Here is a 17,463-nt window from a genome sequence, read left to right on the forward strand (position 1 = left end):
ACCGGCGCTTCGCTTGCCACGCATGTTCCTGCTCCGCCCATCCATCGCCTCGCGCTGGATCCTGGCGGATGACGCCCGCAGGCACTTCGCCTGCATCCCCCGCATCGCTGTGATTCCCGGCCGCTGACCGCGCGGCCGTCGTGATCCCGTTGCCGTGCTTCCGCCGAAACGGCGGTGCCACGCCGTGCGCGTGCATCCACGCATGCCGCCGTTTTCTCCTTTTCAAACCTCCCAGGGAGCCCCCATGCAGGACACCCCCGATGCACATGCCCATTTCGGCTGGTTCAAGCGCCGCCGTCACCTGAAGGTCGATGAGATCACCGTCGTCGACACGCCCATGCTCAAGCGCGCCGTCGGTGCCGCCGCACTGGGCAATGCCATGGAGTGGTTCGACTTCGGTGTCTACGGCTATCTGGCCGTCACCATCGGCCAGGTGTTCTTCCCGTCCAGCAACCCCACCGCACAGGTGATCGCCGCCTTCGCCACCTTTACCGTGGCGTTCCTGGTGCGTCCGCTCGGCGGCCTTGTGTTCGGCCCGCTCGGCGACCGTTATGGGCGCCAGAAAGTGCTGGCGTTCACCATGATCCTGATGGCGCTGGGCACGTTTGCGATCGGCCTGATTCCGTCCTACGAGCGCATCGGCATCTGGGCGCCGGTGCTGTTGCTGCTGGCGCGCGTGGTGCAGGGCTTCTCCACCGGTGGCGAGTACGGCGGTGCGGCCACCTTCATCGCCGAGTATTCCACCGACCGCAACCGTGGGTTGATGGGCAGCTGGCTGGAGTTCGGCACGCTGGGCGGCTACATCGCAGGCGCCGGTACCGTCACTGCGCTGCACATGCTGCTGAGCAGCGAGCAGATGCTGGACTGGGGCTGGCGCATTCCATTCCTGGTGGCCGGCCCGTTGGGCCTGCTCGGCCTGTACATGCGCATGAAGCTGGAGGAAACCCCGGCGTTCCGCGCGTTCGCCGAAGAAGCCGAGAAGCGCGAGCACGACCGGCCGGGGCTGGGCGCACTGTTCCAGGTGCATGGTCGCCAACTGCTGGTGTGCATGGGCCTGGTGCTGGTGTTCAACGTCACCGACTACATGCTGCTGACCTACATGCCCAGCTACCTCAGCGTCACCATGGGCTATGCCGAGAGCAAGGGCCTGCTGCTGATCATCATCGTGATGCTGGTGATGATGCCGCTGAACATCGTCGGCGGGTTGTTCAGTGACAGGCTGGGCCGCCGACCGATGATCATTGGTGCCTGCATCGCGCTGCTGGTGCTGGCGATTCCGTGCCTGCTGCTGGTCGGCAGCGGCAACGACGGGCTGATCTTCCTTGGCCTGATGCTGCTGGGCCTGGCACTGGTGTGCTTCACCAGTTCGATGCCGTCCACGCTGCCGGCGCTGTTCTATACGCCGGTGCGCTACAGCGCGCTGTCGATCGCATTCAACGTGTCGGTGTCGCTGTTCGGTGGCACCACGCCACTGGTGACCGCGTGGCTGGTGGAACGTACCGGCGACCCGCTGGTGCCGGCCTATTACCTGATGGGCGCGGCGGTGATCGGGCTGGTGACCATGCTGTTCGTGAAGGAGACCGCCGGCCTGCCGCTGCGTGGCTCACCGCCGGCAGTGGGCAGCGACAGGGAAGCCGCTGCGTTGTTGAAGAGCGATGTACCGGTAACGGTGGACCCGACCTTGCCACCACTGCCGGAGGCTGCGGAGCCTGAGCAGGTGAAGCCGGCCTGAGGCCGGCCGCAGAACGCGGTCCCCGCTTGGCGTGGACCTACGGGGCCAGTGGCGCCGGGCGAATACGCCCGGCACTCCCTGGCGCTATTTCCTGATGTGAGTCAGCTTCCCCGGCGTCCAACGCAGCGTCCATGTGTAGTTTCCGTCCGGCGGACAGACGTGGCGGTTCGGGCTCTTCCATTCGCAGACCGTCGCGCCGGCACTGACAGTGAAATCGACAACGATGCGATCACCCTGGATGCGGATGGCACGGATGGCGCCTGGAATCTGTTCAGCCGCGTCGTCAGCATAGCCATACCTGCGGATGGCGGCATAGTCCTCTGCTTCCACCGGCGACAGGCTGTTCGGGTTCTCCCGGCCGCGCGGATCGTTTGCCGTCAGCGCCGTCATCACCGCAACAACGTTGCTTTGGGCGAAGCTGCCGCCGGAATAGTCGGACGTGTAGAAATACACGACCTCGGCACGGCCATCACCATCGAGATCGGCAACAGCGGTCCAAACCGGGCGGAAGCCGGATTCAATGTCGCCGCCGGGAATCAGCCGCAGGTTGGCTTCGGCGGCGTGGAAGGCCTGCACCAGGCTGGGCGGCGATGGTCGCTTGGCTGCAGGCGACGCGGCCATCGTCGGCATGCAGGACAGCGCGAGCGCGGCAAGCACCAGGCAGATGGAACTGAAGCGGAACGTCGCAGGTCCGTGCATGTCATCCTCCTTGAGTGTGCGGTCAGTCTAACCGCAGCTCCGGTGGCAGTCGTGCACGGCGCGGTTTCGCGCGATGTGTGAAGGGTATCCACGTATGGCGTGGATCTAATTCGAGGTATTCAACTCCATCGCACGCATCACGATGGGCTTGGCCCAATCCGGCGTATGCAGCAGCTCGGCCACTGAGACCGGGTACTGCAGCTGGCCATGCGCCATCGCCAGCACCGGCAGCGGCTCGACGCAGCCGTCGGCGTCGGCGGGAGCGCTGTTGTCGTAGACATGCAGCTCGGCCAGGTGTGGCAGCAGGTCCAGCAGGTTCTCGCGCGCCGAATCGAAGCGGGCGTGGATCTTCTCCACCGGAATATCGTGGCCACCGGCCGCTACCCGCGCAGCGACGCGGGCGATGTGCAGCTCGACGCTGGACAGGCCGCAGAACCATACCGCCACATGATGCTGCTCACAGGCCTCGCGCAGCAGGCCTGGAATGGTGTTGCCGCCCAGCGTGGTCTCGAAGGCGAAGTCCGTGCCATCAGCCATGGCCTGGCGCAGGCGGCGGGTGCCTTCCTGCCAGGCCTCCGCATTGGCATCGGGCAGCGGCCAGCCGGCCTCCACCAGGCGCCGGGTGAACGAATCTGGGTTGAACCAGCCCAGCCCTTCGGCTTCCAGCCAGGTACCCAGCAGCGAACTCTTGCCGGCGCCATTGACGCCGGCAAGCACCAGGATCCGCCCCATCGGTCAGAGCGGACGGCCGAGGGTGACCTTGCGACCGCGGCGGATCGGCTGGCCCAGCACCTTGCCCAGCCCCTCCCCGCGCTGCAGGCTGGCCAGGGTCTGGTCAAACTCACCGCGCAGGCGCAGCAGTTCTTCGCTGCGCTCGCCGGCATCGCCGCCAGCGGCCTTGGCCAGCAGTTCCTGGTAGGTGCGGATGTCCACGATCACCGCTTCGGGGTGGTTGTGGTTGGTGATGACCAGCGCCTGCTTCTCGCGCACGGTGCGCATCAGGCTCGGCCAGCCACGGGTCTTCACCGACGACGCGGGGGCCTTTTCGAGGCCAGGCAGATCCAGCGGCAGGGTCATGGCACGGCTCCAGACGGGGACAGTTGAGGCCATTATGCCCAATTTGGCCCAATTGGGGATAAATGGACTTTTACCTGCCGGAACCGCCCGCCGCCGCGCCGGGAGCGTCGGTCTGCAGCAGGCTGTCTCGCTCGCGCAGCGGAAAGCGGATCCAGGCATCCAGGCCCTGCGGGCCAAAGCGCAGCTCGCCGCTGCCGGCGAGTTCGTAGGGCACGCGCTGCTCGATCAGCGCCCGGCCAAGGCCACGCTGCCGGGGCTGCTCCCAGTCCTCCACTTCGGCATGGCGCTCACACCAGTGCAGACCCAGCCATGGCTGGCCGGCCTGAACCTGCAGATCCCAGGTCACCTCGATCCGGCCATCCTCATGGGTCAGTGCGCCATGCCGCAGGGCATTGCTCGCCAGCTCGTGGATCGCCAGGGACAGTACTTCGGCCGCCTTCGGCGGCAGCAGCACATCCTCGCCCTGCAGGCGGTAGGCCGCCGCTGCCGGCGTCTGCGCCGCGATCTCCTCATCGAGCATGCCACGCAGACAGACCCCGGCATTGGCGCCGCGGGTCAGCAGGCTCTGCGTGCGCGCCAGCGACATCAGTCGCCCGCACAACCGTTCAGCGTATTCATCCACGCTGCTGACCGACTCGCGGGTCCGCCAGGCAATGGCATGGATGGTGGACATGATGTTGCGCACCCGGTGCTGCAGTTCGGCCAGCAATACAGACTGGCGCTCGGTGGCACGCTTGAGATCGTCGATGTCCACGGCGATGGCAAATACGCCGCTGACCTCACCGTCGCCATCGCGCAGGGGCGCGGCCGCAACCCGGGTCCAGCGCGCGCGCCCATCGTCATGCAGATACTGGAACTCCAGCCCAGGCACCACGGTCTCGCCGCGCATCGCACGGGCGATGGCGAAATCCTCCGGCCCGATGGCGCTGCCGTCCGCATGCCAGCCAAGCCAGCGATGCAGGTTCACCTCATCCGTGGAGGGCACCTTGCCGCTGGGCAGGTAGGCACGCATCTGGTCGTTGGACAGCTGCAGGCGCCCTTCGGTGTCGACAATGCAGACGCCCACCGGCAGCACCTTGAAGGCCAATGCCAGGCGCCGGTCCGCCTCCCGCCGCTTCTGCTCTTCGCGCTCGCGTGCCGATTGGGCCACATGCGCCGCTGTGGTCTCGAACATGGTCACGAGCACGCCGTTGATGCGCCCTTCCTCGCCAAGGATCGGGCTGTAGGTAATGGTGAACCAGACATCCTCCAACCGCCCGCGGCGTGCCAGGGGATAGAGTTTGTCCTCGTAGGTGATGGTTTCGCCCTGCCAGACGCGCTGGTAGATGGGCCCATTGATATGCCAGACCTCGGGCCAGCACTCGCGGGTCGGCTGGCCGAGCCCGCCGGGATGCTTGTCGGCCAGAATCTCGGCATAGCCATCGTTGTAGAGCTGCACCAGCTGCTCACCCCACAGCACGATCATCGGGAAACCATGGGCCAGCATCAGGTCGACGGTGGCGCGCAGGTGGGGCGGCCACTGCTCGCAGGCACCCAACGGCGTGGATGACCAGTCGTGGCGGGCGATGCGCGCGGCCATGCCATCGTGGCGCACATGCAGCTGCGGTGCAGGTGGCATCTGGCCACGCAGCTTGGCGGCGTGGATGTCTTCAGGACGGCGCGACATGCCGCGCAATCAGGCAATGCCCGCAGAGACCTGCGGCGCCGCCACCAGCGCGGCCAGCTGCTGCACCAGCGCTTCGATGTGATAAGGCTTGGTACAGCGCGGCGCGCTGGCAAAGCGGCTGGGCAGGTTGTCGTCGTAACCGGAGGTCAGCAGGAAAGGGATACCCGCCTCGGCCAGTCGATCGGCCAGCGGATAGACCTGCTCACCGCCCAGGTTGATATCCAGCAGTGCCACATCGATGGGATGGATATCGACCAGCCGCCCCAGCGCCTGCAGGTCACCGGCAGGCCCCACCACCTGTGCGCCTTTCAGCTCCAGATAGTCGACCAGAAACATCGCGATGGCGAATTCATCCTCCGCCACCAGTACACGCAGCCCTTTCAGGCCCTCTGGTTTGTTGCCCGCTTCCAGCACGACCGGCGCTCCTCGATACACGCGGCCCAGCTCTGCCGCAACACCCGAAGGATGCGCGAAACGGGCTACAAGAGCGCGTGATGATGAATGAAGATCGCGGCCACGGCGCGTTCACCGTGGCAGCGCAGCGGCGCGTTCAGAAGGCCCGTTCCCATTTCAGGCTGAGCAGGCTGCGGTCGTGGCTGTACAGCCAGCCGACGTTGCTGTCGATGCGCGCGTAGCGCAGGCTCAGGCTGGGCACCAGCCCGGCCACCGCCAAGCGCTCGCTGCGCACGACAGCAATCAGGTTCTGTTCGCTGTCCTCACGCCGCGCCTCCAGCAGCGGGCTCCACGCATCGTAGTCGCGCTCGCGCAACGACACGAACACGGTGGCGGTGGTGCCCGTCCACTGGCGCGCCGCCCCCAGGCGCAGTCCACGCTGGCGGTAGCCGTTGGCCGGATTGGCGGCGCGGCTGTCACTCAGGTCCAGCCCGGCAAAGAGGGTCCAGCGCGGGTTGAGCGCACGGAACCAGGTGGCATACACCGCGGCCAGCTCACCGTCGTAATTGCTGGCCAGGCCGCGCTGGCGATAGCGCTGGCGCTTCCAGTCGGCCTCCAGCCTGAGCAGGCTGCGCGCGTCCAGTGCATATTGCCACTCGCCATGCAGCCCGCTGCCGCCCTGCAGAGCCCGGTTGCCCAGGCCCTGGTAGTCATAGCTCGGCGCGATCTGCAGGGTATGCCGTGCGCTGCGCCAGCTATAGCCCGCCTGCACGCTCGCATTGAGCTCGTTGTAGGCGCTGTGCCCGCGCCATGCCTGGCCGAACGCAAGCGCGCGCACATAGACGCCGTGATGACCGGCCAATGCCCAGCGACGCTCCAGGTTGCCGTCGTAGTCCAGGCCCATGGCGCGCTGGGCATCGGGAAGATTGCGCTGGATGATGCAGGTGTCGCCCACTCCGAACAGACAGGTGCGGCTGGCCGAGCTGCGGTTGACGTTGTTGCTCCATGCCGGGCCGGCTGCCAGCGCTCCTTTCCAACGCCTGCGCGCCTGCAGTGCGGCCAGGTAGGCGTCCACCCGTCCGCGTACACCTCCGGTAGTGGGGTCGTCGGCATTGATGTCACCGGCGATGGCCGTGAACAACGCCTCCGCATCGCGGTCGCGCTGGTCCTCGGCATGGACACGTGCAAGCTCAAGGCGGGCCGGCAGGAAATCCGGCTGCGCCGCCAGCAGTGCTTCGTACTCGTTGGCCGCGCGGTGGTGATTGCCGGCCACCCGCGCCAGGCCGCCCTGCGCGTAGTGGCGCAGCAACGGGTCGTGGCCGGGCAGTTCGATGTATTCGTCCAGGAAGCGCTGCGCTGCGCCCCATTGCTGATGCTGCAGCGACAGGTACAGCGCCTGGCCCAGATCGTCGACCGTGCGCTCCACGCGCAGGGTCTGGCCGTCGATGGTGATGGTCGGTCGCGCCGACTCGGCCTGCTGCAGGCGCTGCTGGTCCTGCTGCTGGTGGCGCAGCTCGCTGCCCTGCTCCAGCACACGACGAAGATCATCCTGCTGGGCGCGCACATCGGCAGCCGCCAGCAACAGGATCACAAGGAAGATGGGATGGCGCATGGTCGATCCGTGGCGGTGCATGCAGCGGGCCGAAGCAGGGACTGGCGGATCGCGGCTTGTCCCTGCCCTGCCCCGTCAGGGGCGTGGCAATCAGTTCTTGCTGCCGCCGAAGGCGGTGTCGTACTGGCTGTTGCCGGCGAAGGTGGCGATGCCGGCCAGGGTGGCGGCGTTGGCGCCGAAGAACTGGCCCTGGGTGGCGCCATTGACGCTGCCATTGACGTTGGCCGAACCGGCGAACGATGCATCGGCACTGTTGATGTTGGCAACGATGGCCAGGGTCAGGCCATTGCCGGACAGCGCACCATCCAGGGTGCCGGCGCCGAAGTCGGCGTCGAAGGTGCCGCTCAGCAGGTTGCTGCCGTTGAACTTGTTCAGGCCGGCCACGGTGTAGGACGCCACGCCGGCGGGCAGCGTGGTGCCGGCGCGGTCGCCAACGAAGTAGACCTGGCGGTTGTTGAAGCCACCGGCAGCGCCATCCTTGGACCATTCGCCGAACCAGACATCGCCACTGCCGACCTTGACGAAGTTGAAGTGGCCCATCCCGGCGTGGCTGCCCGGTGCGCCGGTGATCGGCATGGCCAGGGTACGTACCGTCACGCCATTGACGGTGGTGGGTGCCGAGTAGGCGCTCAGGCCCTGGAAGTCCACCGGCTTGGCCTGGGACACGGTACCGACACCGATGCCGGCCTTGCCAGCGCGGTGCGGGCCGCCATTGACCTGCGATTCGCCAACCGCCACGTACAGCTCGGCATCGGTCCTGGCACTGGCGGCACCGACGATATCGGCAGCATGCGCGGCACCGACCAGAGCCAGCGAGGCGGCAACGGCGAGCACCGAACGGGAGATCATTTTCATGGTATTGCTCCTTGGTTGAGGGAACTACGGGTACAACGCTTGAAGGTGGGAGATCAGAAGCGCGCGGTGACGCCGAGCTTCAGGGTGCGACCCGGGGCTGGCAGCGTGGACCGCGTGGCTGGATCGACGTAGTAGCGGTTGCCGAGGTTGCTGCCGACCAGTTCGACGTTGGCATGCTCGTTGAAGCGCCAGCGCGCATAGGCATCGACAGTGGTGATGTTTCCCCAGGTGAACGGCACGTTCTGCCAGAGCAGGCCGCTGCCCCCGCTCAGCAGGCGATCACGGTAGGCCTGCAGGTCAGGGTTCTCGTGCCGCTGGTAGTGCACGATGCGGCTGCCCAGCTCCAGGCGCTCATCGAACAGGCGGGTGCCCAGCGACCCGTTGATCGACAGCTTGGGGATGGCCTGGGTCAGCAGGTAGCCACCGACGAAACCATCCTGCACGCAGTTCGGAACCAGGCCGCGGTTCGCGTCCAGGAGCACCGCCGTGCTCTCGTCACACACCTCGTTTTCCAGCGTGCGGGTGATGCCCAGATCGGTGAAGAAGCGCCGATTGTCGAAGCGGGCCTGCAGTTCGATACCACGGATGGTCTGCTTGTCGATGTTGTCGAACAGGAAGTTGCCATCGCGTTCGATCACGTCACGGGTCTTGTGCACGTAGTACGCCAGCTTGACGTCGGCATCGGCGGTGTTGCCGAACAGGGCCGACAGGTTGTGCACGTAGCCCACCTCGTAGTTGTAGGCGTGCTCGGGCTTGAGCGCATGCAGCGGATTGAGGCTGCCGGAGAAGGCGATGGTGCTTTCGAACATGCTCGGGAAGCGCACCGCTTCGCTGTAACGCACGTAGGCACGGGCGGCCGGGGACAGGTGTGCAGTGGCCGAGAAGGTCGGCAGCCAGGCATGGTCGCGGCGGCGGCTGTTGCGTCCATCGACCGGCTGCGACTGTACGCTGTTGCCGATGTTGCAGACCTGGTCGCTGCCGGCGAACACCGGCTGCACGCCGGGAATGGCCGCCACTTCGCCATTGAGGCAGGGATTGCCGGCGCGGGTGTAGTTGCCATCGGCATCGGGCAGCCAGGGCCGCGTGTACCGGACCGGACGCGGCGTCTCGTACGGTGCCAGCAACGCACGGATGCTGTCGTCGATGAACCAGCCCATGCCGCGCTTTTCCCATACTGCGCGGCGTGCTTCCAACGCGTCGATGCGGGCCTGCAGATTGGCGGGACGGGGCGGCAATTCGTTCACGGTGTACTGCGCTTCCTTGCCACCTACGCCCTTGGTGAGCAGCTCGGGGTGCGCCTCGAGGAAATCGTCGAAGGCCCAGTAGCGGCTGTAGCGCACGCCTGCATTGAGGGTGAGGAATTCGACCGGCCGCCACTCCAGGGTCAGGTAGCCTTCACCCTCCTGGCGGCGCCCGGCACGCGGGAACATGCGCCAGCCATCGGTGGTGCCGAAGTACGGATCGCGGGACCCCAGCTTCTCGTACTGCCAGTTGCCGCCCACGGTCAGGTCCAAGGTCGAATGCAGCGCGAAGCGGTTGCTCAGGATCAGGCCGGTGCGGTCATTGCGCGCGTTGGCCAGCGCGGTATTGCGCAGGATCGGGCTGGCGTCCGGATTCCATGCCGGATTACCCACTGCGAAGTTCGGGAAGCCGCCAGCGCTGTAGGTATCGCTTTCCGTTTCCGTGCGCCACAGGTTGGCGTACAGGTCCAGCCAACGACTGCCGGCGGGCTGGAAACGGTATTCCAGGTTCCACGCATCCGAATCGACCCGGCTGAGCGGCCACTGGATGCGGCCGTAGTCGGGGGCCGACAGGATGCGAGACGGCATGATCTCGCCGTAGTGCGACAGCGTGCGCCGCCAGGTCGCCTTCAACTGCTGGTCATCGTTGATCTGCCAGCTGCCTTTGACCAGCCAGGACTCCTGTTCGCTGGAGGTATTGGGCACTTCATCGCCGGGCTTGAAGTAGCGCGCCAGCGTGGTGATGTAGTCGATGCCCTGGTACTCGAACTGCTCGCGCTGGTCCTGTTCGTAGTAGGCGCTGCCCTGGGTCCCGGAGAAGTAGTTGCCGCGCTTGCGCCAGGCGTAGGCGGCCATCAGGTCGACGTTGTCGCCACGCACGCCCAGCGCCAGGCGCCAGGCCTGGTCCTCGCCATCGAAGGGATTGTTGCCACTGCGCGACTTCACCGGCACCACCAGGGTGCGGTCGTCGTAGGGTGAGTTCGGCGAGCCCTGCGGGAAACCCGGCACGGTGCGGTAGTCCTCGCCGGTGTGCAGCCGCGGCAGGCGCGGTGCCACCGCATTGCTGCTGCCTTCGATCTTCAGCTCCCCGCCGAAGCGCTCGCCGGCAGCGACGACGTCATCGACGTCGATGGTCTTGATCACCAGCGCGCCACCGATCCCGCTGTGCACATCGCGCACCAGCCCTGGCCCCTTGATGACCTGGATGCCACCAATCAGGTTGGGATCGATGTAGTTGCGATTGCTGACGCCGTTGTAGCCACGCCAGACCGTGAGCGCCTGTTCGCCGCCGTCGATGCTGACCGGCACCCGCCCGGGCCCCTGGATGCCACGGATGTTGACGTCCAGCGCGCCGCTGTTGCGCGCATCGCCACTGAACACGCCGACCAGATCCTTGACCACATCGGCCGGATTGGAGCCTCGGTAACGCTCCACCCGGTCGCGCCCCGAATACGCCGTGGTCAGGTCCAGCGCGAACACATCGTCGTAGCCACGCCGATCGCGGGCCTCACCCCCTTCCGACTGAAGGCGACCGGCCACGTCCAGTGTTTCGGTCACCCGCACCCCTTCGCCCTCACCCGCCTCCGCTGCGGCCCGCAGGCTCCAGGTACCGTCCATGCCGCGCTGTGCACGCACGCCGCTGCCGCGCAACAGCTGCTGCAGCGCCTGCATCTGGCTGTACTCACCCTTCACTGCGCTGGAGCGGCGGCCTTCCACCAGGTCGCTGCGGAACACCACCTGCACATCGGCCTGGCGGCCAAAGGCGCGTACGGCGTCAGCCAGCGGCTGCTCCGGAATGGTGTACTGCCGCACCGGCGCGACGATCGCCGGCTGCGCCTGCACGGCCGGCACCCAGGCCAGCGGCAGCAATGCGGTGGAAACAGCCAGGGCCAGAGCGGTGGCGCGACGATGACAGGCGGATGCCGTGGACGGCATGGACGGGAACTCCTCAAGCGTGGCGGAACCACGGGCACATCCGGTGCCGGTGGCATGTCTGGCTTGAGGAGAAACGGTGTTTCGCTCTGGCTATACCTCTATAGACAGCGGGGCACTGCAGTTGCCCACGGTTCTTTCATGTTTTTTTCATGCGACCCGTTCATCCGGGTGCTGCGCGGGCCTCACCACAGCACCAGCGCGCCGCCGGGCAAGCGCTGCACGCGCAGTCCTGCCTGCGCGGCCACCGCGTCGATGGCCGTCTCCGGTTGCTGCAGGTGGAACAGGCCACTGACCCGTACGCTTGCACCCTGCCCGCCCAGTACCCAGACCGGGGCACAGCGGTAGCGCGCCAGATCGGCGATGGCCTGCGCGGCGGGCTGATCGTCGATCACTACCTCGCCACGCCGCCACGGCGCCATGGTCTCGGCATCTTCCAGCTGCATTGGCTGCAGCCAGCGACCGTCACGGAACACGCGTGACTGCCCCGCATGCAGGCGCTGTACGCTGCCATCGCCCGGACGCACGTCGACCACACCCTCGCTGACCTGGGTGGTGACCGTGGTATCCAGCATCGACACGCTGAAGGCGGTACCGATGTCACGGACCAGGCCGCCCGCCGCCTCGACCTGGAACGGTCGCGCCTCATGGGCCACCTGGAACCAGGCCTGGCCGCGCAGCAGGCGCAGGTGCCGCTGCTGGCCATCGAACGCAACCGCCAATGCGGTGCCCGCATCGAGTACGGCGGTGCTGCCGTCCTCCAGCTGCACCACGCGCGGTGCATCGCTGCTGCGCAGGTCACTGCGTGCCAGCAACAGCGCGTGTGGCGCAGCGGCAACCATCAGCACCACTGCGGCTGCACTGGCCAGCAGCCACGGCAGGCGGCGGCGCGGTGCGATCGGGCGCAGCCCCTGCCGATCTGCGGTCAGCCCGGGCAGCGCGGCCAGCACGTCGGGCCCGGCGGCATCCAACCCTTGCCAGAAGGCCTGCTGCTGGCGCCAGGCCAGCGCATGGCGCGGATCGGCCTGCAGCCAGCGCTGCAGGGCTCGTTGCTGGCGTTCCGGCAGCGGGCCTGCACTGCACTGGATCACCCAGCGCAACGCCTGCCTGGCCTGACGCGGCGAGGGTTCGGACGTGGTCATGGTTGTAGCCTGCCGCACCACGAACGGGTGCGCCTTCCTGTTGTGACAACGGCGGGCGCGATCTGCCCACGGCAATCGCCGCTCATCGATGCAGTCCCTGCTGGTGCTGCTGGATCAACAGCGCCGCGCGAAGCACGTGCTTGCCGACCAGGCTCTTGGAAATACCCAGCCGGGTGGCGATTTCGCGCTCGCTCAGGCCCAGGTAGCGGTTGAGCACGAAGCACTCGCGCACCTGGGCCGGCAGCGCGAGGATGGTCTGGGTGATCTCGCGCAGCTGCGCCTGGTCCAGCGCCTGCGCCTCGCCATCGCGACTGGCCTCGGCCATGTCGAGGGCGTACTCGGCCATCGCATGCCGCTCGCGGGCGTCGGACTGGCTGCGGTTGAGCGCGTGGTGGTAGGCCATCCGGTACAGATAGCCACGCGGCTCCAGGATGGGCGGATCGCCGGGCACGCTGCTGGCCTTCAGGTACAGGTTCTGCAGGGTGTCCTCGGTACTGGCCGGGTCGAGATAGCGCGCGATGAAGCGAGACAACGCACGGCGCTCGCGGATCAGCAGCTCGACCAGCGCCAGGGCATTGGGAGACATAGGTGCCAAGGCCGGACCGGGGAATGATGGGCGTGATGGCGACGGTCCGGACGTGGATTGTGGGCTGCACGGCCGCAGGCGGCAAGCGAAGGCCCGTCGCGCGGCACCAGGATCATCCACGCATGGCGTGGATCTACCAGGCGGTGGCGGATCCAGTAGATCCACGCCATGCGTGGATGGAAGAGCTAGGGTTCCTCCAGCGCCTCGAAGCGTTCGGCGAGGTAATCGATCAGTGCACGCACCGCCGGCAACAGGCCGCGTCGCGACGGGAACACCGCGTGCACGATGCCGTGCTTGGGCACCCACTCCGGCAGCACCGGCACCAGCGCGCCACTGGCCAGTTCGTCACTGATCATCATCCGCGGCAGCATCAGCAACCCCACCCCGGCCACCGCAGCGGTGCGCAACGCAATCATGTCATCGCTGACCAGCCGCGGGCGATGATGCACGCTGGCCAGCACGTCGCCCGGCCCGGTGTATTCCCATACATGCTGCTGGCTGGGCGATGCCAGATCGACGGTCGGCATCATCGCCAGGTCGGCCGGCACCTGCGGCGTGCCCAGCCGCTGCAGCAGCGCCGGACTGGCACTGGTACACCAGACGCGACGCGCCAGCACGCGTACCACCAGGTCGCTGTCCTCCAGTGGCGGCGGCCGCACCCGAATCGCCACGTCCACACCCTCGCCCACCACGTCGACGCGCCGGTTGGTGGCGTCCAGCTGCACCGTCACCTGCGGGTGCTGGGCCAGGAAGTCGGCCAGCATCGGGCCGATGCGCGCGTGCAGGATCGCGATCGGGCACGCCAGGCGGATCGTGCCGCGCGGCTCGGCGCGCGACATCGCAATCGCTTCTTCGGCTGCTTCGGCTTCGACCAGCATCGCCTTGCAGTGGCGGTAGTAGTCCTGGCCGACCTCGGTGACCGAGAAACGCCGGGTCGAGCGCTGGATCAGGCGCACGCCCAACCGTTCCTCCAGCAGCGCGATGCGCCGGCTCAGTTTCGACTTCGGCATGGCCAGCGCCCGACCGGCCTGCGAGAAGCCGCCGTGCTCGACCACCATGGCGAAGTAGAACAGGTCGTTGAGGTCGCAACGGCGGATATCAGCGATGAACACGGGGCGATCTCCTGTGGCGCAAGGCGCGCACCCATTGTTCACCAGATAGGACTATGACGGCAAATATTGGCGTCTACCGGCCCAATTGTCGCGGCGATATCGTCTCCTGCAACGAAGAACAGCGGCCGGCAGCCCCGGCCAGGAGATCGCCATGAAGCGTGTCACCGGTACCTACAGCGCCCCGCGCCCGCACTGGGTGGGCGACGGATTCCCCGCCCGCTCGATGTTTTCCTACAACACCCACGGCCAGCACCTGAGCCCGTTCCTGCTGCTGGACTACGCCGGCCCTTATACCTTCGCCCCCAGCGATACCCCGCGCGGGGTCGGCCAGCATCCGCATCGCGGTTTCGAGACCGTCACCATCGTCTATGAGGGCGAGGTCGCCCACCGCGATTCAACCGGCGCCGGCGGCACCATCGGCCCGGGTGACGTGCAGTGGATGACCGCGGCCTCCGGCATCCTCCACGAGGAGTTCCACACACCGGAGTTCAGCAAGCGCGGCGGCACGCTGGACATGGTGCAGCTGTGGGTGAACCTGCCGGCGCAGGACAAGATGGGTGCACCGGGCTACCAGACCCTGCTCGACGCACAGATCCCCTCGGTTGAACTGCCTGAAGGCGCCGGCCGGGTGCGTGTCATCGCCGGCCGCTTCGACGGTCATGCCGGCCCGGCCCGCACCCACACGCCGATGGATGTCTGGGACATCCGCCTGCGGCAGGGCCACCACGCCGAACTGCCGGTGGCCGATGGCCGCACGCTGGCGCTGGTGGCGCTGAAGGGCACGGTGCGGATCAACGGCGGCCAGCCAGTCGGCGAGGCACAGCTGGTCACCTTCGACCGCAGCGGCGAGGACGTGTTCGTCGACGCCGACAGCGACGCCACCGTGCTGCTGCTCAGCGGTGAACCGATCGACGAGCCGGTGGTGGGCTATGGCCCGTTCGTGATGAACAGCCAAGCCGAGATCGCGCAGGCGGTCAACGACTTCAACAGCGGCCGCTTCGGCCAGATCGCGCACTGATCGTTTCAATGCGGCGGGCATTGGCCCGCCGCACCTTCCGGGCCATCGCCCACCTTCTCCAGGAGACTGACCATGAGTACCCCCGCCAACTTCAACGGTGCCCGCCCGGTGATCGATCCGGACAACGCTGCGATGCTGCTGATCGACCATCAGAGCGGCCTGTTCCAGACCATCGGTGACATGCCGTTCACCAGCGTGCGCGCCCACGCCACCGCGCTGGCGAAGATGGCCACGCTGGCAAAGATGCCAGTGATCACCACCGCCTCTGTTCCGCAGGGCCCGAACGGCCCGCTGATCCCGGAGATCCACGACGCGGCCCCGCATGCCCAGTACGTGGCACGCAAGGGTGAGATCAACGCCTGGGACAACCCGGAATTCGTTGCCGCGGTGAAGGCCACCGGCCGCAAGCAGCTGATCATTGCCGGCACCATCACCAGCGTGTGCATGGCCTTCCCGTCGATCGCCGCCGTTGCCGATGGCTACCAGGTGTTCGCAGTCATCGACGCGTCCGGCACCTACTCGAAGATGGCCGAGGAGATCACCCTGGCCCGCGTGGTGCAGGCAGGCGTGGTGCCGATGGACACCGCCGCGGTGGCCTCGGAGATCCAGCGCACCTGGAACCGCGACGATGCCCAGCAGTGGGCCGAGGTCTACACGAAGATCTTCCCGAACTACCAGCTGCTGATCGAAAGCTACCTGAAGGCGCAGGACGTGCAGAAGAACCACGAACAGCTGGATTCGCAGCGCAGCTGAGTGGCCTTCGTGCCGGCCAGTCGCCGGCTCCCCCCCTGAACAGGAGACCCACCATGTCCAGTGAACCGATCCGCGACCCGGTCAGCGATCATCTGCTGACCCCGCAGAATTCCGCCTTCATCATCATCGACTACCAGCCGGTGCAGGTGAACTCCATCGCCTCGATGGACCGCCAGCTGCTGGTCAACAACATCGTCGGCACCGCGAAAGCCGCCGTCGCCTATGGTTTGCCGATCGTGCATTCGACGGTGAACGTCAAGACCGGCCTGAACAAGCCGCCGATTCCGCAGCTGCGCAAGGTACTGGGTGACTACCCCACCTACGACCGCACCACCATCAACTCCTGGGAGGACGTCGAGTTCCGCAAGGCGGTGGAAGCCACCGGCCGCCGCAAGCTGATCATGACCGCGCTGTGGACCGAGGCGTGCCTGACTTTCCCGGCCCTGGATGCGTTGAAGGAAGGCTATGAGGTGTATGTGGTGGTCGACGCCGTCGGCGGCACCTCGCTGGTCGCGCACGATGCGGCGCTGCGCCGCATCGAACAGGGTGGTGGCCAGCTGATCAGCGTGCCGCAGCTGTTCTGCGAGCTGCAGCGCGACTGGGCCCGTTCGGAAACGGTGCCGGCCTTCATGAACCTCTTCATTGAAACCGGTGGTACGGCAGGCATCCAGTTCTCGTACGATCGTACCGAGTGATTGGATGGCGGCGCCGGTCCCGGCTAGCGCCGCCTTTTGGAGCAGTCGAGCATGGCTCGACGCCACAGACAGATGGAGAACGTGATGGCCTACGCACGCATTGTTTCAACCGCCGACAACTACCTGCACCACATCAGCAATGGCACATTCGCTGTGGATGCGGACGAGCCCGCCTCACTGGGCGGCCAGGGCAAGGGCTTCGCACCGTTCGACCTGTACCTGGCCTCGCTGGCGGCGTGCACCGCCATCACCCTGCGCATGTACGCGCAGCGCAAGGGCTGGGAACTGGGCGAGTTCCATGCCGAGCTGCGTTCGGAACGTGACGCGGATGGTCGCTTCCATGTGCACCGCGTGCTGCATGCCAGCGCCGAGCTGAGCGATGCGCAGTGGCAGCGGTTGCTGGAGGTGGTGGAAAAGACCCCGGTGACCCTGGTGATGCGCGAGGGTGCGCGCATCACCAGTGAGCGTGGGGCTGCAGCGTAACCCCATCCACGCATGGCGTGGATCTACTGTAGAGGCGAAAGCTCAGCGCCGTGAATGCAGCACGGTGCGCTGGCGCATCGCGTTGAATTCCTGCTCCACCTGCTGGATGTCTTCGGCCTGGAAACCGGCCGCATCCAGCAGCTGGTCGGCGGCAGCGGCGGCCAGCGGATCATCGTCACGCTGGCGCCAGCAGCGCGCCGGCAGGAAATAGCCCACCTCGCTGCGCCCGCGCATGATCACCACCGGCCGGCCTGCATACAGCAGGAACTCGGCCAGGTGCTGGCGCAGGCCCTCGACGGAAACATAGGCCGGCCCAACACCCAGCATCTGGCTGGACGGTTCGGGACTCTCGAACAGCTTGCGACGGCTCATCCACTCCTCCTTTTGAACAACGCGTGGTCTCCTTTCCTTAGACGGGCGCATCGCTGCGCCCCCGCCACGCACTACGTGATCCGCATCACGCCGCC

The 17,463-nt window shown here is 66.8% G+C and carries 17 protein-coding genes; 5 read left to right on the top strand and 12 right to left on the bottom strand.

The window, feature by feature from the left end:
• Positions 1-244 precede the first annotated feature (244 nt).
• A complete protein-coding gene (gene proP / locus Q9Q79_RS11310) occupies positions 245-1,732 on the top strand; it encodes a glycine betaine/L-proline transporter ProP (protein ID WP_044570299.1) in 1,488 nt (495 codons plus the stop codon).
• 84 nt (positions 1,733-1,816) lie between these two features.
• Here the strand turns inward: proP and Q9Q79_RS11315 are convergent, their stop codons facing one another.
• From Q9Q79_RS11315 to Q9Q79_RS11365, 11 genes are all read right to left on the bottom strand, one after another.
• Entirely contained in the window at positions 1,817-2,431 is a 615-nt protein-coding gene (locus Q9Q79_RS11315; RefSeq protein WP_005409856.1) for a hypothetical protein, read from the bottom strand.
• A 105-nt stretch (positions 2,432-2,536) separates the two neighbouring features.
• Positions 2,537-3,163: a hypothetical protein gene (locus tag Q9Q79_RS11320; RefSeq protein ID WP_005409857.1), complete on the bottom strand. Its 627-nt coding sequence runs from the start codon at positions 3,161-3,163 to the stop codon at positions 2,537-2,539.
• A 3-nt stretch (positions 3,164-3,166) separates the two neighbouring features.
• A complete protein-coding gene (locus tag Q9Q79_RS11325; protein WP_005413623.1) occupies positions 3,167-3,508 on the bottom strand; it encodes a type II toxin-antitoxin system prevent-host-death family antitoxin in 342 nt (113 codons plus the stop codon).
• 70 nt (positions 3,509-3,578) lie between these two features.
• Positions 3,579-5,174: a PAS domain-containing protein gene (locus Q9Q79_RS11330; RefSeq protein ID WP_049442097.1), complete on the bottom strand. Its 1,596-nt coding sequence runs from the start codon at positions 5,172-5,174 to the stop codon at positions 3,579-3,581.
• Between the two features lie 9 nt (positions 5,175-5,183).
• Positions 5,184-5,588 carry a response regulator gene (locus Q9Q79_RS11335; RefSeq protein ID WP_012480424.1) on the bottom strand — a complete coding sequence of 135 codons (405 nt, stop codon included), beginning with the start codon at positions 5,586-5,588 and terminating at the stop codon, positions 5,184-5,186.
• A 136-nt stretch (positions 5,589-5,724) separates the two neighbouring features.
• A complete protein-coding gene (locus Q9Q79_RS11340) occupies positions 5,725-7,179 on the bottom strand; it encodes a surface lipoprotein assembly modifier (RefSeq protein ID WP_044570304.1) in 1,455 nt (484 codons plus the stop codon).
• Positions 7,180-7,269: 90 nt separating this feature from the next.
• Entirely contained in the window at positions 7,270-8,034 is a 765-nt protein-coding gene (locus Q9Q79_RS11345) for a Slam-dependent surface lipoprotein (protein WP_012480426.1), read from the bottom strand.
• A gap of 53 nt (positions 8,035-8,087) precedes the next feature.
• Positions 8,088-11,210, bottom strand: coding sequence for a TonB-dependent receptor (locus Q9Q79_RS11350; RefSeq protein ID WP_201863957.1), 3,123 nt, complete (start codon positions 11,208-11,210; stop codon positions 8,088-8,090).
• Between the two features lie 182 nt (positions 11,211-11,392).
• Entirely contained in the window at positions 11,393-12,349 is a 957-nt protein-coding gene (locus tag Q9Q79_RS11355) for a FecR domain-containing protein (RefSeq protein ID WP_138969950.1), read from the bottom strand.
• Positions 12,350-12,431: 82 nt separating this feature from the next.
• Entirely contained in the window at positions 12,432-12,935 is a 504-nt protein-coding gene (locus Q9Q79_RS11360) for an RNA polymerase sigma factor (RefSeq protein ID WP_201863955.1), read from the bottom strand.
• Positions 12,936-13,120: 185 nt separating this feature from the next.
• Entirely contained in the window at positions 13,121-14,047 is a 927-nt protein-coding gene (locus tag Q9Q79_RS11365; protein ID WP_024956507.1) for a LysR family transcriptional regulator, read from the bottom strand.
• Between the two features lie 151 nt (positions 14,048-14,198).
• On the opposite strand from Q9Q79_RS11365, the gene Q9Q79_RS11370 reads away from it, so the two are divergent.
• The 4 genes from Q9Q79_RS11370 (at position 14,199) to Q9Q79_RS11385 (ending at position 16,996) form a co-directional block, all read left to right on the top strand.
• On the top strand, positions 14,199-15,065 hold the full coding sequence (locus Q9Q79_RS11370) for a pirin family protein (protein WP_201863954.1): 867 nt from the start codon (positions 14,199-14,201) through the stop codon (positions 15,063-15,065).
• Positions 15,066-15,137: 72 nt separating this feature from the next.
• Positions 15,138-15,818 carry a hydrolase gene (locus Q9Q79_RS11375; RefSeq protein WP_005409868.1) on the top strand — a complete coding sequence of 227 codons (681 nt, stop codon included), beginning with the start codon at positions 15,138-15,140 and terminating at the stop codon, positions 15,816-15,818.
• A 53-nt stretch (positions 15,819-15,871) separates the two neighbouring features.
• A complete protein-coding gene (locus Q9Q79_RS11380; RefSeq protein WP_065183962.1) occupies positions 15,872-16,513 on the top strand; it encodes a hydrolase in 642 nt (213 codons plus the stop codon).
• Positions 16,514-16,597: 84 nt separating this feature from the next.
• Entirely contained in the window at positions 16,598-16,996 is a 399-nt protein-coding gene (locus Q9Q79_RS11385; protein WP_005413631.1) for an OsmC family protein, read from the top strand.
• 42 nt (positions 16,997-17,038) lie between these two features.
• Here Q9Q79_RS11385 and Q9Q79_RS11390 read toward each other — a convergent pair whose 3' ends face one another.
• Positions 17,039-17,368, bottom strand: coding sequence for a hypothetical protein (locus Q9Q79_RS11390; protein ID WP_005409871.1), 330 nt, complete (start codon positions 17,366-17,368; stop codon positions 17,039-17,041).
• Positions 17,369-17,463 lie beyond the last annotated feature (95 nt).

It is taken from the genome of Stenotrophomonas sp. a6, from assembly GCF_030913325.1.
Lineage (GTDB): Bacteria > Pseudomonadota > Gammaproteobacteria > Xanthomonadales > Xanthomonadaceae > Stenotrophomonas > Stenotrophomonas maltophilia.